The 26350-nt window shown below is 44.7% G+C and carries 23 protein-coding genes; 11 read left to right on the top strand and 12 right to left on the bottom strand.

Annotated features, from left to right (window positions below):
- Nucleotides 1-142 precede the first annotated feature (142 nt).
- The 3 genes from AB5Z01_RS08115 to AB5Z01_RS08105 all read left to right on the top strand — a co-directional run bounded on the left by AB5Z01_RS08115 (nt 143) and on the right by AB5Z01_RS08105 (nt 5140).
- Nucleotides 143-1939: a L,D-transpeptidase family protein gene (locus AB5Z01_RS08115; protein WP_287216093.1), complete on the top strand. Its 1797-nt coding sequence runs from the start codon at nt 143-145 to the stop codon at nt 1937-1939.
- Between the two features lie 67 nt (nt 1940-2006).
- Nucleotides 2007-3848, top strand: coding sequence for an excinuclease ABC subunit UvrC (uvrC, locus tag AB5Z01_RS08110; protein WP_287216090.1), 1842 nt, complete (start codon nt 2007-2009; stop codon nt 3846-3848).
- A gap of 8 nt (nt 3849-3856) precedes the next feature.
- Nucleotides 3857-5140: a folylpolyglutamate synthase/dihydrofolate synthase family protein gene (locus AB5Z01_RS08105; protein ID WP_287216089.1), complete on the top strand. Its 1284-nt coding sequence runs from the start codon at nt 3857-3859 to the stop codon at nt 5138-5140.
- A 43-nt stretch (nt 5141-5183) separates the two neighbouring features.
- On the opposite strand, the gene glpK is transcribed toward AB5Z01_RS08105, so the two are convergent.
- Nucleotides 5184-6665, bottom strand: coding sequence for a glycerol kinase GlpK (glpK, locus tag AB5Z01_RS08100; protein WP_287216087.1), 1482 nt, complete (start codon nt 6663-6665; stop codon nt 5184-5186).
- Nucleotides 6666-6866: 201 nt separating this feature from the next.
- Entirely contained in the window at nt 6867-8738 is a 1872-nt protein-coding gene (locus AB5Z01_RS08095) for a hypothetical protein (protein ID WP_287216085.1), read from the bottom strand.
- Between the two features lie 399 nt (nt 8739-9137).
- Between AB5Z01_RS08095 and AB5Z01_RS08090 the strand changes: the two genes are divergently transcribed.
- From AB5Z01_RS08090 to AB5Z01_RS08075, 4 genes are all read left to right on the top strand, one after another.
- Nucleotides 9138-9842: a hypothetical protein gene (locus AB5Z01_RS08090; protein WP_022287921.1), complete on the top strand. Its 705-nt coding sequence runs from the start codon at nt 9138-9140 to the stop codon at nt 9840-9842.
- Between the two features lie 59 nt (nt 9843-9901).
- On the top strand, nt 9902-10411 hold the full coding sequence (locus AB5Z01_RS08085) for a hypothetical protein (RefSeq protein WP_287216083.1): 510 nt from the start codon (nt 9902-9904) through the stop codon (nt 10409-10411).
- 35 nt (nt 10412-10446) lie between these two features.
- On the top strand, nt 10447-10923 hold the full coding sequence (locus AB5Z01_RS08080) for a peptidylprolyl isomerase (RefSeq protein WP_117858725.1): 477 nt from the start codon (nt 10447-10449) through the stop codon (nt 10921-10923).
- A gap of 79 nt (nt 10924-11002) precedes the next feature.
- A complete protein-coding gene (locus AB5Z01_RS08075) occupies nt 11003-12205 on the top strand; it encodes a hypothetical protein (protein WP_287216081.1) in 1203 nt (400 codons plus the stop codon).
- Between the two features lie 51 nt (nt 12206-12256).
- On the opposite strand, the gene AB5Z01_RS08070 is transcribed toward AB5Z01_RS08075, so the two are convergent.
- The 7 genes from AB5Z01_RS08070 to AB5Z01_RS08040 form a co-directional block, all read right to left on the bottom strand.
- Nucleotides 12257-13093, bottom strand: coding sequence for a prephenate dehydrogenase (locus AB5Z01_RS08070; RefSeq protein WP_195221000.1), 837 nt, complete (start codon nt 13091-13093; stop codon nt 12257-12259).
- 96 nt (nt 13094-13189) lie between these two features.
- Nucleotides 13190-14479, bottom strand: a complete 1290-nt coding sequence (locus tag AB5Z01_RS08065) for a Sapep family Mn(2+)-dependent dipeptidase (RefSeq protein ID WP_287216079.1) — start codon at nt 14477-14479, stop codon at nt 13190-13192.
- Between the two features lie 2 nt (nt 14480-14481).
- Nucleotides 14482-15339, bottom strand: a complete 858-nt coding sequence (locus tag AB5Z01_RS08060) for a metallophosphoesterase (RefSeq protein WP_287216076.1) — start codon at nt 15337-15339, stop codon at nt 14482-14484.
- Between the two features lie 15 nt (nt 15340-15354).
- The gene (locus AB5Z01_RS08055; RefSeq protein ID WP_270764434.1) at nt 15355-16203 is read right to left on the bottom strand and encodes a patatin family protein; all 849 of its coding nucleotides are present in this window, start codon (nt 16201-16203) and stop codon (nt 15355-15357) included.
- A 115-nt stretch (nt 16204-16318) separates the two neighbouring features.
- On the bottom strand, nt 16319-16837 hold the full coding sequence (locus AB5Z01_RS08050; RefSeq protein ID WP_287216073.1) for a hypothetical protein: 519 nt from the start codon (nt 16835-16837) through the stop codon (nt 16319-16321).
- A gap of 14 nt (nt 16838-16851) precedes the next feature.
- Entirely contained in the window at nt 16852-17448 is a 597-nt protein-coding gene (locus tag AB5Z01_RS08045; RefSeq protein WP_287216070.1) for a hypothetical protein, read from the bottom strand.
- Complete coding sequence (locus AB5Z01_RS08040; RefSeq protein WP_287216068.1) at nt 17445-17963, bottom strand: MotA/TolQ/ExbB proton channel family protein; 519 nt, start codon at nt 17961-17963, stop codon at nt 17445-17447. Before AB5Z01_RS08040 ends, AB5Z01_RS08045 begins: the two co-directional genes overlap by 4 nt.
- Before the next feature lie 1197 nt (nt 17964-19160).
- On the opposite strand from AB5Z01_RS08040, the gene sleB reads away from it, so the two are divergent.
- Complete coding sequence (sleB, locus tag AB5Z01_RS08035; RefSeq protein ID WP_117891938.1) at nt 19161-19832, top strand: spore cortex-lytic enzyme; 672 nt, start codon at nt 19161-19163, stop codon at nt 19830-19832.
- Between the two features lie 37 nt (nt 19833-19869).
- On the opposite strand, the gene AB5Z01_RS08030 is transcribed toward sleB, so the two are convergent.
- From AB5Z01_RS08030 to AB5Z01_RS08020, 3 genes are all read right to left on the bottom strand, one after another.
- The gene (locus AB5Z01_RS08030; RefSeq protein WP_332008818.1) at nt 19870-21300 is read right to left on the bottom strand and encodes a PASTA domain-containing protein; all 1431 of its coding nucleotides are present in this window, start codon (nt 21298-21300) and stop codon (nt 19870-19872) included.
- Nucleotides 21251-21817 (bottom strand): RNA polymerase sigma factor, encoded by a 567-nt coding sequence (locus AB5Z01_RS08025; protein WP_368365447.1) that lies wholly within the window; start codon nt 21815-21817, stop codon nt 21251-21253. Before AB5Z01_RS08025 ends, AB5Z01_RS08030 begins: the two co-directional genes overlap by 50 nt.
- A 229-nt stretch (nt 21818-22046) precedes the next feature.
- Nucleotides 22047-22169 carry a hypothetical protein gene (locus AB5Z01_RS08020; RefSeq protein WP_022287987.1) on the bottom strand — a complete coding sequence of 41 codons (123 nt, stop codon included), beginning with the start codon at nt 22167-22169 and terminating at the stop codon, nt 22047-22049.
- A 193-nt stretch (nt 22170-22362) separates the two neighbouring features.
- On the opposite strand from AB5Z01_RS08020, the gene AB5Z01_RS08015 reads away from it, so the two are divergent.
- The 3 genes from AB5Z01_RS08015 (at nt 22363) to AB5Z01_RS08005 (ending at nt 26057) form a co-directional block, all read left to right on the top strand.
- On the top strand, nt 22363-24261 hold the full coding sequence (locus AB5Z01_RS08015) for a lipopolysaccharide biosynthesis protein (protein WP_368365446.1): 1899 nt from the start codon (nt 22363-22365) through the stop codon (nt 24259-24261).
- Between the two features lie 62 nt (nt 24262-24323).
- On the top strand, nt 24324-24575 hold the full coding sequence (locus AB5Z01_RS08010; protein WP_022287989.1) for a YdbC family protein: 252 nt from the start codon (nt 24324-24326) through the stop codon (nt 24573-24575).
- Between the two features lie 237 nt (nt 24576-24812).
- Nucleotides 24813-26057, top strand: coding sequence for an ROK family transcriptional regulator (locus AB5Z01_RS08005; RefSeq protein WP_117898154.1), 1245 nt, complete (start codon nt 24813-24815; stop codon nt 26055-26057).
- Nucleotides 26058-26350: the final 293 nt, after the last annotated feature.

The raw sequence follows: 26350 nt of genomic DNA, 5'->3' as shown, positions 1-26350 counted from the left end.
AAACTGTTGAGAAATCGTCATAAAATTGTCTTTATATTGTAGGAAATACTCCTTGAAAAAAAGGTGATAGTGTTGTATAATAGGGTAAAATAAATGTAAAACGAGTATATTATAATAAGGTTATATAAGGAAAGGTAATATTATGAACGATAGAGAAAGAAAGGATAATGAGCTTGGTATAGATCTTGATATGAAAGGTCTTACCCTCGACAGCGATGAAGCCGCAAAGCCGCAGGCGCAGAACCGCCCTATGAGCCATGAGGATATGGCAAGAATGATCGCTAAAAATATGGCAATGCAGGACGGCGGCTTTGACGAGCCTATCACTCCCGTAAGAGGAGTTTCAGACTTTGGCGAGGAAACTATCAAGCCTAAAAAGCCCAAAACAACTGAAACACGCAGTAAAAATGCAAAGCCTGCATCAAAGCAAACTTCAAAGAGCGGCTCAAAGAATGGAAAAAAGAAGAAAAAGAAGTCCTCGTCAGGAAAGACTGTCGCAATAGCAATATGCTCAGTTGTTGGTGTTATGATAGTCGCAGCAGGCGGCTTCTATCTGTGGGGCATGAATTCGTATAAGGATAGATTTCTTGGAAATACATATATAAACGGCATCGAGGTCAGCGGAAAGACCAAGGCGGAAGCCTATAAGCTAGTAAGCGAGCAGGCTGTTATCCCAAAAGCCATCACCGTTACAAAGAAAGACGGCACAACATTTTCCATAAAGCTGTCTGAAATAGGCTATAACGATAATACTCAAAACCTTATCACACAGTATTATACTCAGCAAAACCACTATTCATGGTTCTCTTCTGCCATGAAGCGTACGGATTTCAGCTTTGATTCTAAGTTCAAGTACGATAAGGCTAAGCTTGAAAAGGTGCTGAAAAGAAAGGTGCTTGACTCCCAAAGCACAAAAGATCCTGAGGACGCATATATCAAAAAAGGCGACGATAACAGCTATGTTGTGGTAAAAGAAACCACGGGCGACGCTGTGGAGGAGGATAAGATAGACGAGCTTTATTCCTATGTGGAAAATCAGATTGACGACGGTAGCTTTGACGTTGATATCTCAAAGGCAGATTGCTATAAAAAGCCTGCCATAACAGCGGATATGCTTGAAGAGACCTGCAAGAAGCTCAATAACCTTAACGATATCGAAATAACATTTGATTTTATCTACACCACGGAAACTCTCACGGGTGATACTATCATGGATTGGATAACCTTTGACGAGGATAACGCCGAAGCCGGCTATACAGTTGATGAAGATAAGGCAATGGCATATGTTGAAGACCTTGCAGATAAGTATGATACCTATGGCAAGGACAGAGAGTTCAAGACCACAAAGCGTGGAACTATCACTATTCCCGAGGGCCAGGGCTGTTACGGCTGGTGGATAGACCAGCAAAAGACCTGCGATCTTATCGTAGACCTTGTTGAAAAGGGCGAGTCTGCCGAAACTGAGCCTGTCTACTATGTAAACCCTGACTCAGCCTATGAGTATACCTGCAATAAGGATTGGCGTACAGCCGATAAGGATTACGGCAACACTTATATCGAGGTAGACCTTACCGCACAGCATTTGTGGTATTATAAAGACGGCAAGCTCACAATGGAGTCTGATATAGTTTCGGGCTATCCAAGCAAGTCAAGAAATACCCCTGGCGGTGTTTATAAGCTTTGGTATAAGGAAAAGGGCAAGACCCTCAGAGGCTCAGCAGACGGACAGTCTTATGCCTCATATGTTGACTATTGGAACAACGTTTCCACCATAGGCATAGGACTTCACGACGCATCATGGCAGAACGGCAACTTTGGCGGTGAGCGTTATAAGTCAAGCACATGGGGCTCACACGGCTGTATAAATATGCCTTTAGATAAAGCAAAATACGTTTATGAAAAAATAGATATGGGTACTCCTGTATTTATGTATTGGTAAGAGATAATAGCAAGGCAATACGGACAACTCGTATTGCCTTTGCTTTTAGTTTCAGTTAGGAGAATTTATGTACATTACAGATGAAGACAACCCACGCCTGCCATTTCTGCGTGATAAAACTTCAAAGCTCACCACCTCGCCGGGCTGTTATATAATGAAAGACAAAATGAAGAAAATAATATATATCGGCAAGGCGAAAAATCTCCGCAACCGTGTGACATCTTATTTCAGAAAGTGTCAGGATCACCTGCCAAAGGTGTGGAAAATGGTGTCCCACGTCTATGACTATGACTTTATCGTCACCGACTCTGAGTTTGAAGCCCTGGTGCTGGAGTGTTCTCTTATAAAGCAGTATACCCCGAAGTATAATATCCTGCTGAAAGACGATAAGGGCTATAGCTATATCAGGGTCACAAATGAGGACTACCCACGTTTGCAAGCCGTATTGCAAAAATACGATGACGGAGCAGAGTATATAGGACCCTATACAAGCTCGTTCGCAGTAAAACAAGCCGTTATCGAAGCCAATAAAGTCTTTATGCTCCCTACCTGCACCCGAAAATTCCCGCAGGATTTCAGAAAACAGCGTCCCTGCCTTAATATGCACATAAAGCAGTGCATGGGCGTTTGCACAGGAAAATTCTCAAAAGAGGAGTATAATTCTATAGTCCGTCAGGCGGTGGACTATATCCGAAACGGCTCGTCAGATTCAGTTGAAAGACTCACCGATGAAATGAATAAAGCCGCTGAGGAGCTTGACTTTGAGCTTGCCGCAAAGCTTCGTGACCGTATCCAAGCCATACAGAAAGCCGCTGAAAGTCAGAAGATAATTAATGACGATATTCGTGACACTGATATAATCGCCATTGCTCAAAATGGCGAAATGGCTTGTGCCAGCGTTATAATGTATCGTGGGGGCAGACTTTTTGATAAGGCTTCCTATTTTCTTGGCGAAAAAGACGACAGCATAAAAATGCGTGAAGATTTTCTCATGCAGTATTATTCCTCCAAAGACAGCATACCGAAAGATATCCTTATTGACGAGGATATCACAAACGGCGAGATAATAGAGAAATTTCTCCGTCAGAAGTATGACCATGCCGTGAATATCTCCACTCCGAAAAGAGGACAGTTTCTCCGCCTTACCACCCTTGCCAAAAGCAACGCCACCGAGTATCTCTCCATAAAAGTCGGCAGAACGAGCCGTGAGATAACCGCCCTTGAGGAGCTTGCCAAAGCATTGGGGCTTCCCAAGACTCCGAAATATATCGAGTGCTACGATATATCAAACCTCGCCTCTACAAATATGGTGGCAGGCATGGTGGTCTTTGAAAACGGCAGACCATGCAAGAAGTATTATAAAAAGTTTTCTATCAAAACAGTTGCAGAGCAAAATGACTATGCCTGTATGCAGGAGGTCATAGAACGTCGCTTTAGAAACTACTTTGAGAAAACAGACGAGGGCTTTTCCATTATGCCCGACCTTATCTTGCTGGACGGTGGAAACGGCCACGTCAATGCCGTTGAGCCTGTCTTAGAGCGAATGGGTGTGACCTGCCCATTGTTCGGACTTGTGAAAGACTCCAAGCACCGCACACGAGCAGTCGCCACAGGGGGCGGAGAAATAAGCCTTGCAAAGTGCAGAGCGGCGTTCAATCTTGTTACCGCCATTCAGGACGAAGTCCATAGGGTAGCCATAACCTATCAGGCACAGAAACATAAAAAGAATGCTCACCGACTTGAAATAACCAAGGTCAAAGGCATAGGCGATAAAAAAGCCGCAAAACTCATCACCGAGTATAAGACCAAAGAAGCTCTCAAAAAAGCCACAGTAGAGGAGCTTGCAAAGACCGCAGGTGTGAATATAGACACCGCAAGAGAGCTTAAAGAAATAATAGATGAAATGTAGGGATAGAATTGATAGAAAACACCAAAGACATAGACGAGCTTGAATTTATAAACAGCTTTTCCCATTCAGGCAAGCCCGTTAAAGACCTGTCCAGAATAAAAGCCTTGCTTTCCGACCTTGGCGACCCGCAGGACAGCCTTAAATTCGTTCATATCGCAGGCACGAACGGCAAAGGTTCAATGGCGCAGATGTTCAGCGAGGTCTTTCAGTGCGCAGGGCTGAAAACAGGTCTTTTCACCTCGCCTTATATAATAAGCTATACCGACAGGATAAAAATAAACGGCATTGATATCCCCAAGCCTGCCCTTGCGAAAATGGCAAAGCGTGTGAAAGCCGTCACCGATATGCACTGCGACCGTGAGAATTTCTCTCAGTTTGAAATAACCACCGCCATAGCTTTCCTCTATTTTGCCGAGGAAAACTGTGATATAGTCGTCCTCGAAACAGGTCTTGGGGGACTTTTGGACAGCACCAACGTTATAAAAACCCCTGTCCTAACAGTTATAGGCTCAGTTGATTTCGACCACACCGCCATTTTAGGTGACACCTTGGAGAAGATAGCCTATCAGAAAGCAGGCATTATAAAACCCCACTGTCCATGCGTTTTGAGCGCAGGCAACGATATGAAAGTTATCCGCACCGTCAGAGAGCAGGCAGTAAAAAGTCTTTCTCAGCTCGTTATCCCCGACATCAATCAGCTCAAACTTATAAGCTGTGACGTTTTCGGCTCAAAGTTTGAGTTCAAGGGACAGCCCTATGAAGTCACAATGGGCGGAGCACATCAGGTACTGAACGCCATGAGCGTCATAAGCGGAATTCGCCTTGTCAACGATACCCTGAAAATTCCCCAGGATAAAATTTTTGAGGGCATCAAAAAAGCCCAGCTCCAAGGCAGAGTGCAGATACTCAGCCGTGAGCCGCTTTTGATACTGGACGGAGCACACAATCCCGACGGTCTGTCAGCCTTGGCAGGCGTATTGGAGCATTGCCCAAAACGCCCATGCTACGCTGTTATGGGAATGTGCAGGGATAAAAACATCACCGAGGCGGTAAAGAAACTCATACCGTATGTAGACAAATTCTACACAGTTGACGGTTTCAGCGACAGAGCCGAAACTGCCTCTGACCTTGCCAACATCATAACCAACGCAGGCGGCAGGGCAGAGCAAAGTCCAAAGCCTGCCCTTGAAATGGCACGTCAGCTAATAAACGAGAATCCTCACGGAGTGAATCTTATATGCGGTTCGCTTTTCCTATGTGCCCAGGTGCTTAATGAAATGAAAGATATATAACAGAAAGGGCGACCCACCCAAGGTCGCCCGATTTTTTTTATCTTTATTCCCTAATAGCCGCTTCGACCGCTTTTTTCCAGCCTACTATCAACTCGTTGCGTTTACTCTCGCTCATAGACGGAATAAACTCCCTGAACTTATCCGAAACGCCAACAAGCTCTTCCATGCTGCCCCAAAGCCCACAGCCAAGCCCTGCAAGATATGCCGCACCTGTTGCGGTGGATTCCACGTTATAAGGCCTTATGACCGAATGACCCAATATATCAGCCTGAAATTCCATAAGGAAATCGTTGCTCGCCGCACCACCGTCAGCTTTTATGCTTCCGATAGCCCCAGCGTCCTCCTCCATCGCCCTGAGAACGTCATAGGTCTGATAGCACATAGCTTCCAATGTTGCCCTGACTATGTGGCATCTGTTTGTTCCTCTTGTAAGCCCTGTTATCATGCCCCTGGCTTCGGGTTTCCAGTATGGTGCGCCAAGTCCCACGAATGCAGGCACAAAGTAAACTCCCCCTGCGTCCTCAACGCTTCTTGCAAGCTCCTCGGTTTCTGCCGCTGTGCGTATTATGCAAAGCTCGTCACGAAGCCATTTTACCGCCGCACCCGATACGAATACCGACCCCTCCAGAGCATAATTCACCTTTCCTCCTATGCCCCAGGCAATAGTCGTGAGCAGCCCATGACGGCTTTCCACAGGCTTTTCACCCGTGTTCATAAGCAGAAAACCGCCCGTGCCATAGGTGTTTTTCACATCTCCCTCACGGAAACAGCATTGCCCAAAAAGTGCCGCCTGCTGATCTCCTGCACAGCCTGCGATCTTTATCCTGCTTCCGAAAATGTTCTCCTCAGTTTCGCCCAAGTCACCCGAACATTCTTTGACCTCAGGGAGCATACAGCTGGGTATGCCCAAAAGCCCCAGTATCTCCCTGTCCCATTCAAGGCTGTGAATGTTGAAAAGCATAGTCCTGGAAGCATTGGAGTAGTCCGTAACGTGTACCCTTCCCCCTGTCAGATTCCATATGAGCCAGCAATCCACAGTGCCGAAAAGTATCTCCCCATTTTCCGCACGCTCCCTTACGCCTTCAACATTTTCAAGTATCCACTTTATCTTTGTGGCAGAGAAATAAGGGTCGATAAGAAGTCCTGTCTTGTCCTTGAAAAACTTTTGCAAGCCCTGACTTTCCATTCGTGCGCAGTCCTCGGAAGTCCTCCTGCATTGCCAAACGATAGCGTTATAAACAGGCTTGCCGGTGTTCTTGTCCCAAAGTATCGTCGTTTCACGCTGGTTGGCGATGCCGATAGCCGCCACGTCCTCCGCTGTTATCCCAGCCTTTGCAATGACCTCACGAGCAGAACTGAGCTGACTTTCCAGTATGTCCATAGGGTCATGCTCCACCCAGCCGTTGCCGGGAAATATCTGCGGATATTCTTTCTGTACGCTCGCAACCTTTTCACCCTTTGCGTTAAAAAGCACCGCTCTGGAGGAAGTCGTTCCCTGATCTAAAGAGAGTATGTATTCTTTCATAAAATTTCTCCTTATTGCAAAAAAGGGGCGGAAATCCCACCCCTGATTATTCTGTAAAAGTAACGTATATACGTCATATGTAGGAGAACGATGCAATTTCTGCTTTGCAGAAATGCGACGTCCCGCTTGCCCGACGTTTTGTTTACTTATTCTTTTTCGTTACACCACGTTGCGGATATTCTGCCACACTTTATATCGTTATCAAATAAGCCCCGTGTAAAGCAGTATAAGATAAATGATCAACAAAAGCGACAGAACGCCAAGAAGCTTCCAAATACCCTTTATGGCGGACTTTTCCTGCTTTTTAGCTTTAACAAATTCCTCGATAGCGTCCGGAGTATATTCTTTGTGCATCTGGCTTCCTACTGTTGGATTGAGCATATCATTGATGTTGATGTTGCGGTATTTTTCCTCACGAAGCTTCTTAGGGTCGGTCTCCTTGGTGCTGATGTTATCATATGAAGAATTGAGCAGGCTCTTGTCCATTTTCTTCATGTTGATAGCGTCCATAGAAAGCTCTGCTTCCTCAGGTCTGCCAAGGCTGTCGCCGTTGTCGTAAATATGCTTTGTGTCAACGCTCTTCATAAGCTGATTGTTTGAGCGGTTCGCCCTCAGCATCTTGATAAGAGTGTCAGTGTAGAGGTTTTCCTCTTCCTCAGCCTCGTCAGTAAGGATTATGTCCGAGGTGTCGTTTATCGCCTCGTCAACTGTATCGATAAGGGAAGTAAGTCCCTTGTTCGCCTTCTTGTATGGTTTTTTAGCCGCAGGCTTCGGAGCTTCCGCCGCAGGCTGTGGAGCAGGCTGGCTGTACACAGGTGCTGAAACTGTCTGCTGTGCAGGCTGTGCTGTCTGAACAGGCGTTGGCGCAGGCGCAGGCTGTGAAACTGGCGGAACATGAGCAGAAACAGGCTGGCTTGCAGGTGCAGAGCCTGAAATGCCCTCGTGTCCCGGAATAAAGATCTTTCTCTTTCTTATAGGTGCGTTTATCTCGCCGGGAATACCTCTCTGAGCCATCGGCTTTGTGTTGAATACAGGAGCAGACTGGATGTCCTCTGCAGGCGTCGGTGCAGGAGCAGGCTGTGGCTCTGGTATAGGCTCTGGCTCTGGTGCAGGCTGTACTGCTACAGGCTCAGGCTGAACGGGAGCTGGAGGCGGAACTACCTTAAGCTCAGGATTTTCCTCAGGCTCGTCAGGTATAGGCTCGCTGTCAGGACCGTCCTCGCCAACGATAGCGTCAGCAGAAATGGAGCTTGCAGCCGCAGAGAAATCGTTGCTCTCGATAGCCGAATCCTCGTCGCCCTCAAAGTTTACCATTTTGCCTGTTGTAACATCATAGTATTCCTCGCCGTCCTTGACAGCGATCTTGAGCTTCGGCGCAGGCTCGCCCCTCTTAGGCAGGTTAGCCTGTGGAATGTCAATGTCAGGGAATACCTCGTCAACGTCCACCTTTGCGATCTTAAGTATCTCCATTGCGGATCTGCACTTCATAGAGCCTCTTACCATTTCCTTGATAGGAAGCAGAATTATATCGCAGAATGTGGCATAGAAAGACCTCAGCGCAGACATTGAGCCGTCAAGCATATCCTGCGGAAAACGATGGTCAAAATACTTATCCCATTGCTCAGGGCTTGACATGATCATCTTGTCTATGTACTGACAAAGTGGTATCCAAAGCTCAGGCTCTTCAAAATCTCTGTCATTGGTGATGAGCCACATATAACATCTGAGGAAACAGTCATAGCATGAGATATCTCTGAGGTTGAGCATAACGTCATCAATGTTCAGGGAAGCCGAAAATATAGGATCAGAGAATGCGAAGCATCTGTATCCGTTGCTGGCGATCTTTGCATAAGCCGTTTTCAGATCCTTTTCAGAACGGGAGAAAGGCGGCAGAAAATCAAAATCATAAGGCGTTTCATAATCAGCCGTGTCACCTTTAGCCGCCATATCAAGCAACTTTTTGTATGTGAGCGTGACATCAGCAGTAGGAGTGTCAACGGCTATGCCGAGCACCCTGAAAGGATTGCAGGCAAAAAGTTCCATTGCCGTTATCCCAAGTGACGGTCTTGTCATAAATAGATCCTCCTCCATGAATTTACTTCATATATACTTAAGCTTTTACCCTTCTTATTCGTGTTATCTTCTTCACGATCGGGTATTTTTGTGTATCTTTATGCCAAAAATAGTTTTCTCAAACTAATTTGTTTTTTGTTTTTAATTAACAAAATAAATAACTTAACAAATATAGTATAGCAAATATTAGTATAGATTACATTAACTAAGCGTGAATTTTATATTTGTATTATATTAATACGAAACAAAATGCACAAAAAGAGTTTAAAAAATCGTACAAAAAGTAACTGTCAAAAGGTTTGCAATTTTGGTGAAAATATTGTATAATAAATAAGTATAAGATGTCAGGCATAAAAAGCCGATATCAGATCATCATGCCAATAAAAAGGGGGAGATCTTATGGGTCTGTTCAGCAGAAAAAGCTCCGAGCCCAAAACATCGACACAGCCTAAAAAGCAGCAGATAAATGCTGATGATATATGGAACACGCCTGTGAAGAGAGCAGGCGGAGATACGGCTTTTGTGAAGGAGTCCAGCAGCGATAAGGTACACGCCGAGAAGATAACCGATACCATAGAGCCGGAAACTATCCGCAGCAAGATGGAGCAGCTTGAAAAAGAGCTGGCTGAAAAGAAAAACGATCCCGTAAAGACCTATGCCGACTACGACGTGAACCCGGTAGGACAGGCTGAGATAACTGATGCCCAGAGCGAGTATGAAAAGCTTTATGAGGAGGAACACGCAAGATTTGTAGCTTCTCATAAGGAGGATATAAGCGTGGCGTCCGTTGAGGGTATCGACTCAAAGCTTGAGGAGATATATAGGATACATGACGAGAAAGTGGCTCAGGAGAAGCGTGATACAGGCAATATCGAAGCCATAAGTGCAGAAACCACAGCCGCAAAGGTGGCTGAGCTTCCTTATGCAAAAAAGCCTGAGGACTATGCAGAGTATAAGGATATAAAGGGAATATCCGTCGATGAGGCTCTTGTGGAGGGTCTTGGCTCTGTTGACCACAGCGAGGACGACGACGCTATCGGCTCAGTATCGGAAGAGTTTTTGGCGCAGAAGGTGAAAGAATTTAACGAAAAATATGGCAGATGATCGGGGTAAAGGCAGTAATTAGGGGTATTGCCAGAATAAATTGAATTGGAGAGATAAAATTGAAGATCAATACCGATAACCCTATCATAAAATTTTCAGGCAAAGGCAAGCCGTTTCAGTATGATAAGTTGCTTTATGCTACATTAAATGAGTATATACTTGATTATAAGAATGCAAGACTTGATAAGCTTACCGATCAGGACGCTTCTATATGCCTTGCGAGAATAATAAGAAAAATGGAAGTCAATGACGTTCCTGTCCGGCAGTTCTTCCATGAAGAGCTTGAAAAGTGGAGCGAGCATACCAACTATGAGAAGATACTCAGACTTTGCGAGCTTATGGCAAAGGATATCTTCGGCTGTTTTGATAAGAACAGAGATGACGGCAACGGCGGCTTCTATAAAACAGACAGGCTCTATTGCGTAAATAATGACGGTGAAAGAGATTATATCGTTTGTGACGAGGTTGAGAAAAAGGGGCTTTTCAAGAAAGTTCCAACTCCTGTCACATTGTATTTCAATGATCTTATGGAGAAAAATAAACGTGGCGAGCTGCCAAAATCCAAGTAAATTTTGTATTAACAGATAATAAGGAGAGTATTAACATGGTAAATATAGAAATGGCAAACGGAAAGAATATCAAGATCGAGCTTTATCCTGACGTTGCACCTATCACAGTTGCAAATTTTGAGAAGCTTGTTAAAGAGGGCTTTTATGACGGACTGATATTCCATAGAGTTATCTCAGGCTTTATGATACAGGGCGGCGACCCAATGGGAACAGGCATGGGCGGTGCAAAAGAGAAGATAAAGGGCGAGTTCCTTGCCAATGGTGTTCGTAACGACCTCAAGCATACAAGAGGCGTTATCTCAATGGCACGTTCAGCAATGCCAAATTCAGCAAGCTCACAATTCTTTATCATGCACCAGGACGCTCCTCATCTTGACGGACAGTATGCAGCATTCGGCAAGGTAGTCGAGGGCATGGACGTTGTTGACGAGATCGCAGCAGTTGACGTAAATTTCAACGATAAGCCGCTTGTAGATCAGGTCATGAAGAAAGTAACTCTTATTGAGGACTAATAAAAAGGGAAATCATGGGCTGCGGTCTTTATGGCGGCAGCCCTTGTTTACGTCAAAAACAATATCAGGAGAGTAAATAATGGATTTCAAGAAAGTAACAGTGGGATTTTTTGCAGCGGTCATGGCAATGACCTCAGTGTGTTTCGCTGATCCCGAAACGCCTGTGACAACCGATGTGCCAGCCACAGATCCTGTACCGGAAACAACCACTACCGCTCAGCCTCAGCAGGAGGACACTGAAACGACTACAACTACCACAGCTCAGACATGGGAAACCACCACATGGGGAACTACCACATCTTATTCCTATGTTCCGGACACTCCGACTTCTACGCCGACAGTTGTAAAGCTTGTGGTCAGCGAGGTAAAGGATAAAAAGTTTACAGCGAAAATAAATATCCAGTGCGACCACCTTATCTCAAATGCCTCTATCTCCGTGGGCTATGACGATAGCCTTGTAGAGTTTGAAAAGTGCGAAACCAATGATAAAGCAGGGGGCATGGCAGTTGACAATGCCTTTGCAGGTAAGTTTGTATATAACTATGTGAACGCAGACGGCACAGACTTTGACGGTGATTATGCGACCCTCCATTTCAAAGTCGCAGACGAAAAGCTCACCTCAACAGTGCTTTATCTCACAGTAAATTCCCTTGATGACGAAAACCTCAATGCCATATCAAATCAGGTAGAGAACGGTATCGTCAAGTATCAGGACGCTGCAGACGTTAAGCAGGACGACAGCGATTATATCGAAATAGACGTTGACTATTCCAAGTACCCTATCGCTCCCGAGGATATAGGACTTACAGATGTCGACAGCGTAACAGTAGCCAACGGCGAAGTGCTTATATTCGAGGACGGCAAGTTCCAGACCCTCAGCACAGGCGAAACAAAGATAGATATTGTTTATAAGGACGGCTCAGTAGGGCATTTTAAAATAGTGATAAAAGAACCTGAAGCCGTGAAGCTTGAAAGCTCAGAAGCAGAAGCGACCTCAAAAGCCGCAAGTCCGGTGTCGGAAGAAAAGAGCGGTTCATCAATGGGCGTTATTATTGGCGTGGTCTGCGTTTTGTGCTTAGCTCTTATTGCCGCTGAGTATCTTATGATAGTGAAAAACAAAACGGTAGGCGACAATAAGTCAGCTAACAAGGATAATGATAAAGATATCCACGATACAGACGAAAGCGATGATACCAATTTGTCCGAGCCTGACGAACCTGACGAAAATGAAGAGCAGGAAGAAACTGATAATACAGACGACGATACAGACACAGAAGAATAAACAAAAAGCGGTGCAGAGAATTGAAACTCTGACACCGCTTTATTTTCTTATTTAGCTATTATTAGACAATTCCTTAAGCTCTCGACCCTCTTTAAGCAGGTCATGCAACCTTTGAGCGTCATTATTTGCAATAGCATCACGATACTCCGTTAATCTTGCGATTATATGCTCTATCTCGTCCACCAGTGGACCACGATTCATAAGGAAAAGCTCCGTCCACATATCTTCGTTGAGCTTTGCCACTCTCGTAAGGTCTTTGAATGATCCTGCCGAAAAGCCTGCCTGCTTCAGAAGGCTAGGGCTTTTTACATAGGAACTTGATACAACGTGAGCAAGCTGAGAAGTGAATGCAATAACGCTGTCATGCTCCTCAATGTTTGATACAACGACCTTTGCAAAACCTATGTTGTATGCAAGCCTTGATATCTCCTGCACCACCCTCATAGGCGTTCTGTCAGTAGGCGTCATTATAAAGCTTGCTTTCTCAAAAAGATTGTCCACCGAGTATGCAAAGCCCGAAAATTCACGTCCTGCCATAGGGTGACAGCCGAGAAAGTTTACACCGTTTTCAATGCAAACGCCCTCTACAGCCCTGACTATCTCGCCCTTTACTCCACAAGTGTCAAGAACGATACCGCCCTTTTTGAACTTACCTGCGTTCTCCGTGATAAATTTTATGGTAGCCTCAGGGTGAAGTCCCACAATAACAACGTCACAGCCTGCAAGGTCGTCAATGGTCATTTCACCGTCGATAGCCTCCTGCGCCAGCGCCCCTGCTATCGTTCCCCTGTCAATATCTATACCGAAACAGCTCTCATGAGTGTTCTTTTTTATTGCCTTGGCAAGCGAACCGCCTATAAGTCCAAGTCCAACTATACAAATCTTCATTGTCCGTCATGCTCCCTTTGCTTTTACGCTTTTAAGCTTTTATGCAATAAAGTATACCACTAAAATCACACTTTGTCAAGAGCCATGCACACCCAATTATTCACCGCAAAGCTCTGCAATAGCATTAGCGTACATATTCAGATTTATTTTGAAAGTTTCCATGGAAATATGCTCGTCAGCTCCGTGCATATTGTTGTTTTCCTCAGGAAATTCCGCACCGAACGCAACACCGCCCTTTGTGTTGTGAACGTAGGTTATTCCGCCCTCTGCGATACATTTTCCCTTTTCGCCCTTGACCTTTTCGTATACCCTTAACAAGGTCTGAACGAACTCACTGTTTTCGTCCACATAATGCGGCTCCATGCCGTCAAGCTCGTCCACCTTGAAGCCCTTGCTTTCAAGTGCGGAAGTTATGATACCGCTTATCTCAGCAAGCGTCTTGTCAATAGGGAAGCGTATGTCTATACCGCCATGAAGCCTGCCACCCTCAGTTTTAAGGATAGTCAGCGCACAGGTCATCTCGCCTGATACATCGTCTGAAAAACCAAGACCGCATGACTTTCCGTTGCATTCTCCGTGTGGGAAAAGCTCAGCCAACCCACCAAGGAGAGCATTTTCATTTTTGTATTCTGCCACAAATTTTGTCACCGCATTGTCGCCGTTTTCAGGTCTTGACCCGTGTGACGATTTTCCTCTGATGACCTTCTCACTGTCGTCGGCAAACTTCACAATGCACTTGTCCGGGATAGCATTTATAACGCTTCCACCATTTATCTCAGCTATCTTATCGTCTGAAAATTCAGCAGAGAATGTAAGATGCACCATGCCCTTTTCACAGTTGAGCACAGGAAAAGAGCCGTCGGGTGTGAACACCATTTCAGGGAAAGGCTGTTTGCTTTCATAATATTCCATGTCCTCACAGCCGCCCTCTTCATTGCCACCGAAAATAACACGGAAGTTCTTTTTTATAGGAATGTTAAGCTTTTTGATAGCCTTTACAGCCCACAGCACCGCAACGCTCGGACCTTTATCGTCGATAGTTCCTCTGCCAAAAAGCTTTCCGTCAGCTTTAGTCAGCTTGAAAGGCGGATAGCTCCAGCCCTCGCCTGCGGGAACAGTGTCAAGATGTGAAAGCACAGCAAGCTTACATTCACCCTCTGGGTAAAAATCACCGTGAACAGCATAGCCGTCAAAGTCCTTTGTTGTCATGCCAAGCTTTTCAAGATAAGCCTTTCCCCAGTCAAGAGCCTTGCGAGAACCCTCGCCAAATGGCTTAACAGGGGCATTTATGTCGCCTACGCTCTCAATAGAGATAATCTCGTCAAGGTCACGAAGTATCTCCTCCATGTGCTTGTCAAAATATTCTGCAAATTGTTTCTGATACATATTTATTCCTGCCTTTCAAGTGTGCAAATCATTATTTCCGAGGGATTATTCAGCCTGAATTTACCAAGTCCTGCCGTAACAGCAAGCTTTGCCAATCCCTGTTCAGCGTCAAGTTCGTAAATGCCCTTTGTGTATCGTGGAAAGAATTTCCGCTCAGGAGAAAGTATTCCGCCAATAAAAGGCAATCTTATAACTCCCCCGTGGCAGTGACCCGAAAACGTCACATCTGCTCCCCAATCCGCATAAGCACGGAACGCCAGCGGTGTGTGGGAAAGCAAAAAGTTACACTCGTTCCTGTCAGGCTCGCCTAAAAGTTTTGTAAGCTCGTCCTTTGTAATCTGCGGCAGGTCGTGATGTGAAAAATCTTCGTTGCGGTAAAATCTTTGGGGGAGCTGAGTGCCGTATATATTGATGTGATCCTCGCCTATTTTTATCTGCTCCATGTTGTTTCTCAGAATGTGTACTCCACATTCGGTGAGTTTTAAAGCAAGGGCTTCGGCATTATCCATGTTGTCAGTTTCATGGTTACCGAAAATATAATAGGTTGGTGCGATATGTTTTAGCCTTTTCATAAGGGCAAGCTTCGGTATCATGTCCGTTTCATCACGGCTGTAAAGATCACCTGCAAAGAAAATAAAGTCAGGCTCGGCGGCAATACAGGAATTTACTAGATTGTTGAAATTGTCCCCGTAACGCTTCTTGTGAAGATCTGCAAGAAGAAGTATCTTTTTACCAACAAAATTCTCAGGAAGCTTTGATACTTTCAGCTCATATTCGTTCACCCTTAGCTGTCTGTTTGAAATAAGCATATAACCGCCCAGAAATGCGGCGGCAACAAAAAGCGGCAGCTTGTATGACATTTTATTACCTCATTCCTACTTGCAAAGATATTTTTTCAGATCGTCCATTGCCCATTTTGCGTGGTTGTAGCCGTAATCGTAGAGCCTTCTCAGCTTTACAGGGTCGCCCTCTGTTCTTCCCACACCGAAGGTGGTTTTTGGTGTGAAAACAAAGACTTTCCCCTCCGCTTTAAGCTCCATAAGCTCTGCGATACATTTGTTGTATCTCTCGGCTCTTGTGGCAAGGGCTTCGGCAAATTCAGGGTACTTGTGATAATATTTCATGGCAAGCTTTGTGGCAGGCTCCTGGGTCTTAACATAGCCCTTTGGTCGGGTCAGCACAACGATATTTTTGTCACAGCCTGCTTTTATTGCCTGCATATATGGTATTGAATCTGATATACCGCCGTCCATATATTTTTCTCCGTTTATCTCTATCTCAGGGAAAAGCAGAGGAAGCGCACAGGTTGCTCTAAGCAAATTCCAGTGGGTGTCATCTTTTGGCACGTCCATGTACTCAGCCTTGCCGTTTTTTACGTTTGTAACAACTGCACAAAATCTGCCCTTGAAGTTTCTGTAGGCTTCATAATCAAAGGGAAGCTCAACATTAGGCACAACATTGTAGGCATAATCAAGGTTATAGTAGCATCGGTTTTTCGGGTCGATAAGATGTCTTGCGCCCATGTATTTCTTTGTTCCCATAAACTCAGTTGCAAGGCGGAGATTTCTGCCTATCTGCCCTGAGCAGTAAGAAACGCCGAAAGCTGCTCCAGCCGAAACGCCTATAACATAATCGGCTATTATTTTATCCTCCAGCAGAGCGTCCATTATTCCGCAGGAATAGACCGTTCTGCTGGCTCCGCCCTCTAAAGTAAGTCCAAGCATGATATTACCTCTGTTTCTGAAAAGAGGACGGCTTGACCGTCCCCAATTTTATTTTATATCTGTATCCTTTAAAATTATGCAGAAAACGGGCGAAGGATGTTCGCCCCTGCAGTTTTTATCTTACGGCTTCAGATGTTGTATCTGCCACGCTGTTATCCAAAGCTGAATTGTCAAGAACTGTTTCTGTGAACTCTCTGCCGTCGTCGGTAAGAGCCTTTTTCAAGTCATCCATAGCGTTCTTTGTTGCGTTGTCGTCTGTTATCCTTACGATAACATTGTCGCTCATAAGCTTCACTGTGGAAACAAGACTTTTAAGATCTACCACACGCTCATCGATTATATAAGTGCTTCCTGAAACCTTGATGTCATAAAATTCCTTTGGCACTGCTGTTGTTGTGGTAGTAACGGAAGCTTCATTGGAGGAAGCACTTACGTCCTTGCCGTCCCCTGAGCCTTCGCCTTTTCCACCGCCTAGTCCAAGTCCAAGATACTGCATTATAAGAATAAGCGCCGCAATGATAATGACGATCAGCATGATACCAAGAAGCTTTTTCTTCTTTTTCTTTTTTTGCTTTTGTCTTTGTTTTTCAAGGTCACTGCGGTAGAGCTTTTCAACATCGTTCTGAATACTCATTTTTATTGTCCTTTCTATTTGGAAGTGTTTATGTATGTAAAGTAAACATTTTCGTATTTGTCTGACACAGCCTGCACAGCGTTTTCCACTATTCTCATGTTACGATAAAGCACAGCGTCACCGTCATAGACCACTGCCGCAAGCATTACTTCACCGTCTGCCGCACCGAGTCCTTCAAAAAGAGATATGAGCCTGCCTGAGATATCTTCATCAGGGGTCACGGTCATAATATCCTCATCATTTCGGGAAATATACAGCTTGTCAGAGCCGTTTTCATTTCGCATATCAAGTGAGATAAGCATACCATGAGTGTAGCCGTAAAGCGCCTGCTGATTTTTTGCGGCATTGCTGTTAATGCTCTCAGCCTTTTTATAGGCTTCATCTATCTGCTTTTGCATATCCTTACGGAGCTTTTCAAGCTCGTCAGCGGACTTTTGCTTCTGCTCCTCAAGCTGTTGAGTGACAGCCTGCACCTGAGCTTTTGCGTCCTCTTTCTGACTGTCGGCAGATGCGGAAACATCGGTCATGACCCAGAAAAGCATTATCATGATAACATCGAGCAGGGAAGTCAGCTCAAGGACTATGCCCTTATTTTTCCTGAAACCATTCATGGCTGTTCACCGCTTTGGGAATGTTCAGCGTTGTTTCTTTCAAGATAGAGCTGAACATTTTTCTCGTTATCCTCTATTTTTGCAGAGATTATGCCGTCAAGAAATTTGAAGATTATAGCAAAAACAAGTCCCCAAAAAGTGGAGGTCAAAGCACCATAGAAATTATCCTGAACGTTTGTCATATTGCCCACCATACCGAGGAGGGCGATAACAGTGCCGAGGATACCCAAGAGAGGGAAGATCCCTGTGAGGTTTACGAACAGAGAATAAAGGCTTCCTGTGCGGTTGCGCATAGAAACGATATCTGTTTCACGAATGCCCGAAATATCGCTGTCAGCCTGACGGCGGGAAGCACCTGAGTCGGGAACGAAGATGTTAAGATGAAGCTTGTTGTAGAGAACATCAGCCGATTTTTTAGTGAAATAAAAGACGAGGGCGGTCGCGACTGCAACCAAGAAAATTATCATGTCGAAGCCGAAAAAGTTCATAAAAATTACGGAAAAGAGTTTTTTCATGGATAAGACCCCCTATAGAGATAATGATAGCACATTTTGAGGTAAATTGCAAGATGTGGGGGCGGATTTTTAGTGAGGAGGGGAGGAATGTGAAATGAGGAATGAGGAATGAGGAGTGAGGAATGAGGAATGAGGAGTGAGGAGTGAGGAATGAGGAATGAGGAATGGGCATAGCAGACCAAAAGTAAAAATAAAGCACCGAGCGAAGCGAGAGATAAAGCGCACGCTCAAGCCCGGCGCTAGAGGGCTTGTGGGGTCTAGGGGCAAAGCCCCTAGCGGAGTATGAGGCAGAGCCTCATTCGGCGCAAGCCGACTAGGTGCAGATTTAATGAAAAATAGCATATAGAAGTCAGATATTAGATGAAAGTGATATCGGAGAATTAAATCTGCACCGCTTTACTATCCTCCTGCACAACGTAAAGTCCGCAAAGAGCGGAGCGATTTTGCGGCGGTAGGACTTGCCCAAATATTTGTAGGGGCGAACAGCGTTCGCCCGTGTTTAGAATTTGCCATAATTTCAGAATTGTAGGGGAGCGGCGCAATTTCTGCTTTGCAGAAATCCGACGTCCCGCCCCCCTCGCACGTCTTTGTACATCTGCATGACTTTATGGTAAATTCAAACCTCGTCACTTCGAGCGGGCTGTCGCATTTCTGTGAGCTTGCGAACAGAAATTTCGCCAAGCCCCTACAAGCATGATAGGATAGTTTTTTGTTCTGTCCTACAATGGTTGTAATCGTGGACTTGTTTCTTCGACGGGCGAACGCTGTTCGCCCCTACAGATTTGTTGCCATAGGTTTCGTGTTTTAGCTGTATTTATATTCAATTTTCAAGTTACATTCGAGGTGCGACATTGGGTATTATGCCCTAGGTTGCGTATACACAAAATATCAAACGCACACCCACGCTTTGACACAAGTACTCTACAGCCTGTTCCAGAATCTCTCATCGTATTCACTAAGTCGCAGGGCTTGTACGTGCCCGCAAGTATCAAAACGCTTTCTACTTATACACGAAAAGTACCCTTTTTGTTGCATAAAAAATGCAACAATTGCAGAAATGTTGCCAAATTAAAATATAAATCATTTGTTTGCATAAATTTGTGCCGCTGAATTTGTACACATTGACATGGCGTGAATAAATCTGTAAATGCTGTAAAAAATAAATGCAGATTTTCAGGAGGTGATCTTATGAGAACAATGAGAAATCTGCTTGCGAAAAAAGCTGTGGTGACGGTGCTGGCGGTGGGAGTTTCGCTGGCGGCGGTGAATGCCTTTTGGGGCGGTTCGGACAGTGCGCTCTCTCAGCTTGGGTCTAGCGGCAGTGAGGTGCGGGCTATTCAGGAACGCCTTAAAGAACGTGGTTTGTTCAATGATTCTGTGACGGGATACTACGGTGAAAAGACCAAAGCCGCTGTGATAAAATTTCAGAAACAGCAGGGGATAAGTCAGACGGGGACGGCAGGTCCGCAGACGCTGCGTGCGTTGGGCATTTCTATTGGCTCTGTGCCGTCGGCTACGGAGCAGAACATCAATCTTTTGGCGAGGATAATCTCTGCCGAGGCCAGGGGCGAGCCTTATGTGGGTCAGGTGGCTGTGGGTGCGGTGATACTCAACCGTATCGAGCACCCTTCTTTCCCTGACACGCTTTCGGGGGTAATTTACCAAAACGGCGCTTTTACTGCGGTGGTGGACGGACAGTTCAACGAGCCTGTTGCCGCTTCCGCTTACAATGCTGCCCGTGACGCTTTGAACGGCTGGGACCCCACAAACGGCTGTGTTTACTACTACAATCCTGCCAAGACTTCAAACGCTTATATGCACGCTAAGCCTACGGTGACGGTTATTGGAAGCCATAGGTTTTGTATGTAAAAAAAAGCCGCCCTGCGCAGTGCAGAGCGGTTTTGTGCTATTTATGTACGAAAAAGTAATCGCTGCCGTTTAGGGATATTGGTATGGAATAGAGGATATCGTCGGAAAAATAGCTGGTGATGTAGCCTGCTATATCGGCGAGCTTTTCGGTATCTGAGATGTCTATAGCATAGGCGTCAACATACGAGGTCTTGCCTGTTATGGCTATTCTTACATCATTTATATGGAAAACGTCTTTTACTTCTTCGAGTATCTCTCTGGGGCTTCTGTAGCCTGGGGTGACTTCTGCTTTGCCACCGAGGTTTATTGTGACTATTGACATATTAACTATCTCTCTGGGGCTTCTGTAGCCTGGGGTGACTTCTGCTTTGCCGCCGAGGGTTATTGTGACTATTGACATATCAACGTTACAGCTTTGCAGAAGCTCTTCCATTTCCTTGATGTTGTGTTCGTAAAGCACTGTTACCTCACATCTGTTGCCTTGGTCATAAATGCCGCAGGAGGTGAAAGTTGGACGGTAACCCATTTCTTCCAGGTCGCACAAAAGATTTGATACTTTATACGGATTTGTTATAGGCGTATCGCTGATGGGGAGATCGCCTGTCGGCTCTGGGTAGGCGGTGTGGACGTCCACAAGGTCTATATTTACGCCGTATGCTTGGAGGTAGGCTTTTGTGCAGGTGACGTCATTTTCGGTGTTCACTGTTACATCAAGGTAGGTTTCATGGTTTTCGGCGGAGATTATGCCGAAGTCTGAGGTTCTTGAATTTAGTGCGGAAAGTATTATGTCAAGATCGTCTGTGTTTTCAAGGTCGGTGAGGCGTTCGGTAAAGGTCGGTATCTCTATATCTGCCGCTTCATATGTGCCAAGCTCGTCTTCGGTGAGCTGTTTATCGGTCTGTTCGTCAGAGTCGGTCTGTGAACTGTCATTGTGGATATAAGTTCTTTGCTCAGGAACTGGACCTTTGCTCACAAACAGGTTGACTTCTTGCCCTGCTTGTATTTCTTCCCCTGCGGCAGGCTCGGTATTCATGACAGTTTCGGCGGCGACAGTATCGCTATATCTATCACGTCTTACGGGCGTGCCGCCTGCCTGTGCGATAAGCTTTTCGGCTTCGGCATAGGTCTTGTTGATAACTTTCGGCACTGTGATATGCTGTGGGGTCTGGGGCGGCTGTGTTGTGGTATCGGTGGAGGCTGTTGAGGGGGCAGGGGTGGTGGCGTCGATATCGGGCTTTAAAAGTCCGCTGAATGCGAATGCTCCCACTGCTATGGCGGCGCAGGCTGCGGCGGCGGCTATGCCGACGGATTTTCTTCTAAGCTTTATAGGCTGGGGTTTTGTTTCTGTGTGTGCGCTGTCGGCTGAGTTGGTGATAAAGGCTTTATTGTCTATTTTTTGCAGGATAGCGTCAAGATTTTCAGACTTGCTTTCGCTGTGGGACTTTTTCATTATATCTGTCATTTTCATTGCTTTGTTCCTCCTTTTCACAGTATGTTTTTTTCAGCTTGTCAAGGGTGCGGTATAGTCTTGATTTTACGGTGGACTGGGACAAGCCTAGGCATGATGCGGTTTTCTTGATAGTATATCCGTACTGATAATGCAGTACGAAAATGCGGTAGGTGGTATCGTCGGAGCTTTTGAGATAGCTCATCACCTGCTCATAGTCGAAAAAGTCGGCGTTTTCAAGGGTAGCAAGGGCTTTTTCGTCGGGGATATTCAGGTCGGTGATATCCTCGAATGTGGCTTTGGGCTGTTGTCTGTAATGGTCTGCAACATAATGCTTGGCTATACGCAGGACGTAATGCCTGACGTTTTTTATTTTCCCCTCAGTGGTGATAAGGGAGCGGTAAAAATCAAGATACACGCTTTGGAGTGCGTCTTCTATAAGCTCTCTGGTGGGAAGCTTTGAGGTAAGATAGCGGTTTACATAATCGTATGTATCATTATAAGCCTGCACGAATGTATCTTTTAGTTCTGTTCCCATGGTTTTTCCTCCTTTCTTTTTTTGCTCTGTGAGCTTTCACCCTAATAGTCGGAAAAAATGCTAAAAAAGTTTCACTTGCAGTGAAAAAACTGCGTAAAGAAAAAGGACGGCAGAAGCCGTCCTGAGAGTGCGTGCTGGGAATAGCCCCGACTAAGCGGGACGTCGCATTTCTGTGAAACGGAAATTGAGCCGTTCCCCTACAATAAACGTTTTTGTACTATGCTAAATTTTAGTCTACAGAATAATATTTCTGAAGTCTTGTTTTGAATATCTCACAGATGATATTTGCAGCCACTCCTGCTGTGAATACAGATACGAAAAGTATCAGAAATACTTTTGTTGCTTTGCTCATGTTATCTTCCTCCTGTAATTCTGTGACGCTGTTTTTACAGCCCTTTTCTTTAGGTCTATTATACTATAATCTTGCTCTGATTGCAAGCGGTTTGTGAAAAAATACGGCTTTTTATAAAAATATTTGCAAAAATCAAAGCATTGTGTTATAATATCTCTATGTGTTATATTTTTATGTAATGAGGAAATTTTAAATGGCAGAAACAGGCAAACAAAGCAGCTATAAAAAGCTGTTTTCAAATACTCTGGTGTTCGCTATAGGTTCTTTCAGCTCAAAAGTCCTTGTGCTGTTGCTTGTGCCTATATACACCAATTATCTTACTACGGCTGAGCTGGGCGTTACGGACGTTCTCACTCAGATAGCTAACTGGATAATACCTCTTGTGACCATGACTATCACGGAGGCTATAATCAGATTTGGTCTTGACAAGGCTTATGACAAGGTAAAGGTCTTTACTCTTGGCAATCTTATATGCTTCTTTGGTCTGGCGGTGTTCGGCATTTTGCTGCCTATTGTGTCGGTGACTGGCATTGCTGACAAGTATATTGGCGGATACAGCTTGATACTATATATATATGTATTCACATCAAGCATGAAGTCGCTGTATTCAACTTTCGTGCGTGCAATGGAGCAGGTAAAGCTGTTTGCTTTTAACGGCATACTGACCACGTTCTTTACGCTGTTTTGGACGGCAATGTTTTACATGGTGCTTCCTGAGGGATTTCTCGGTCACGGCACGGGCATTGAAAAGTATTTGCTCGCTACCATTCTTTCCGACCTTATATCGGTGGTATTTCTCACGTTCAAGTCAAAGCTTTGGAGGTATATAAACTTCAAGGATATTGACAGGGAGCTTTTGCAGGTAATGCTACAGTATTCTGTGCCTCTTATCCCTGCTCAGCTTTTGTGGCTCATAACAAACAGCTCGGATTCATTTATGACTACCCACTATCTTGGCTCGGACTACAACGGTGTGCTGTCGGCGGCTTACAAGATACCTAACCTTGTGTCAACGGTATATCTTATGTTCGGTCAGGCTTGGAATATGTCGGCTATCACAGAGGACGATTCTGATGACAGAGATTCCTTCTATGAGAATGTTTTTGACTTCAATCAGAGCCTTTTGTATATTCTTGTGGCAGGCTGTCTGCTTATCGTTCAGCCTGTGACTAACTTCTGGATAGGCGCAGATTTCCGTGACTGCGTAAAATACTCGCCTATCATCATATATGCGACCATTTATTCATGCTTCACCACTTTTATGGGGTCTATTTATCTTGCTTCAAAGCAGACGAAGAGGTCACTTTTTACGAGCCTTGTTTCAGGCGTTATAAACGTGGGGCTGAATGTTATACTCATACCGAGGATAGGACTTTACGGTCCGCCTATATCCACGGTGGCAGCTTATATGACTGTGTTCATCATAAGAGCCATAGACTCGAGAAAGCTAGTGCCGTTCAGGATAGATATGAAAAAGATGATAGTGAACAACATCGTTATCCTTGTGATGATGTTCATTTGTCTTTTTGAAACTGACCTTATGCACCACCTGCCTTTGTATGCTATCGTGACACTGCTTTTCTTTGCGGTCTTTATACTCAACCGAAAGGCTGTAGAGAGCATATTCTACAAGGTGCTTCCTGCAAGGATAGCTTCACATTTTGTGAGCCTTAGCACTGCAAAGCTTTGCGCAGTTATTGGCGGCTTGGCTGTATTTGTACTCATAGACTTGCTCACAAGGGGCATTATTGTGTATGCTTTGCTTCTGGCAGGCTTTGTCTTTGCAATATACAAAAACAAGAACAGGCTTATGTATATCTTTATGGTGCTTATGCCGCTGAGTCTGGTTTTCAGGCACGGCATGGTATGGGCAGCGGTGGCATTTCTGATACTGGCGGTGGCTGTTATTATCAAAAACCGCAGGGCAGCAGATGTTTTCATTGGCATTGCGGCACTTGATATACTGCTTGGTGCGGCTGCAGGACTTTGGTTCGGCGTGCTTGCGGCGGCGGTGCAGACACTTGTATGCGGCTTTATATTCCGCAGACAGATATGGGATAAGCTTATTGAATGGGCATATAAAAAGCGGTAGAGATACTGCGTTTTATAGATAAAGGGGCTATGCTCCTATTACACCAATGGAGGTTTTTTATCATGGCAGAATTGAAATTTGAGATCACAGAGCGTATAGGCGTACTTTCTGAAAACGCTAAGGGCTGGACAAAGGAGCTTAACAAGGTTTCCTGGAACGAGAGAGAGCCTAAATATGACCTGAGAGAATGGAATCCAGACCACAGCAGAATGGGCAAGGGTATCACTCTTACTGACGAAGAAGTGGAAACTCTCAAGGCTATTCTCAACGGTGAGGAAATAGAGGACGATATTAACGAGGCTGATATTCTTTAAAAAATTGTAAATGTTCGGTAAACAGTTAAATGATAATCAATTGTTAATCATGAGTTTAAAAATGTTTGCTATAATTTTCGAGAAGAACAATTAAACGGCGGAGTTGTGCGTTATTTCATGCATGGCTGCCGCCGGAAGCTTGCACATAAAAGGCGTTTCGTATCAGTATTTAAAGGACACGGAACGCTTTGAACGTACAGGGCAGGTAATAATATATTCGGAGGGAATTATAGTTATATGGAACAGCATGGCATTAGCAAGCTTGATCTCAAGAGGCGCAACCGTATGCAGGTCCTCAAGATACTCAAGCAGAGAGGCCCTACTTCCCGTATCGACATTGCGGGAACTTTAGAGCTTACAAGAGCCGCTGTCACGATCATAACAAATGAAATGATCGAGCAGGGGATAATACAGGAAATAGGCGAATACAAGCACGTTACAGAAAAAGCTCCGAGAGGCAGAAAAAAGATACTTATCGACATAAATCACCACTACAAGTTCGTTATAGGCGTAACGGTAGAGGAGGATATCGTAAGCGTTGGTCTGTCAACTCTGGCAGGTGCAGTTCTCGATAAGAGAAACCTGGCTATCAACGAAAAGACGGACTACAGCACTATTTTTGATTTCACTGAGAAGTCTATAAACGAGGTACTGGGCGACAACTGCCTTGACAAGAACTCAATTCTCGGCATAGGCTTCGGCATATTCCCGACTATGTATTCAAGACTTGGTATCAGTGTTGAAGATGGCGAGCCTGACTATTCTAAGCTAAAGGCTGCAATAAGAGAGAAAACTGAGCTTCCGCTGGTTTTTGACAACTCTGTAAAGGGTACGGCTATGGCAAATATCGACTTCCTTAAAACAAAGGATATAAACAGACACAACATAGCCTTTTTGCAGTATGGCAACACTATGCACTTTGTTGTGACGAATCTTAACGATCCGATCGTTTCATATGATAACAGAACTAACTTCGTGGATAAGATGATAATCAACCCTTATTCTGACAGGACTTGTCCTTGCGGAAGAAGGGGCTGTGTTGAGAGTGAACTCACTCCATCGGCTACTATGTCAAAGCTTAGGGAAGTATTTTCTGCTGAAAAGACGCCTTTTCTCTATGAGGCGGCAAGGGGAAGCTTTGAGAATGTCAATCAGGATATGATAACGATGGCATACGAGAAAGACGACAAGGCTGTAAAAGAGATACTTAACGGTGAGCTTACGCTGTTAGCGGTGCTTCTTAACAACTTGTATTTTTCTACCAATCCGCAGAAGATAGTGCTTCATCAGTTCAAATTCCAGAATGAAAAGGCGTTCCAGAAATTAAAGGACGCTGTGACAGAGATAGGCGGAGCACTTGTTTCAAGCAAGATCGAGCTTTCTATTATTGAGGACAAACACAGATTCCTGTCAGGCTGTGCGCTCGCAATAAGAGAATTGTTCTTTAACAGGGGCGGATTTGATACATCTTCTAATAATTAAGAGCATCAGAGCAGGGCATTGCCCTGCTTTTTCTTTTATATTATAGTATAAAATGAACAACATAGTGAAAAATATCTAAATTATCGGGTAGAAAATGTATAAAATAGAGAAACAATGAAAAAGCTATTGACAAATGTCGCTGTAGATGATAAAATATATAAGTCGCTTGACGAGAGCGATGAATGTGAATAAGGTGATGACGATGAACGCTTTTTGAAAGAGTTCAAACGAATTCATAAAGAATTCACAAAGAAAAGTCTTGACAAAGCTTAGCTAATATGATATAATAGATA

The sequence above is a fragment of the Ruminococcus sp. RTP21359st1_H3_RTP21359_211015 genome, from assembly GCF_040909065.1.
GTDB classification, from domain to species: domain Bacteria; phylum Bacillota; class Clostridia; order Oscillospirales; family Ruminococcaceae; genus Hominimerdicola; species Hominimerdicola aceti.
This window is presented reverse-complemented; position numbering and strand designations above follow the sequence as displayed.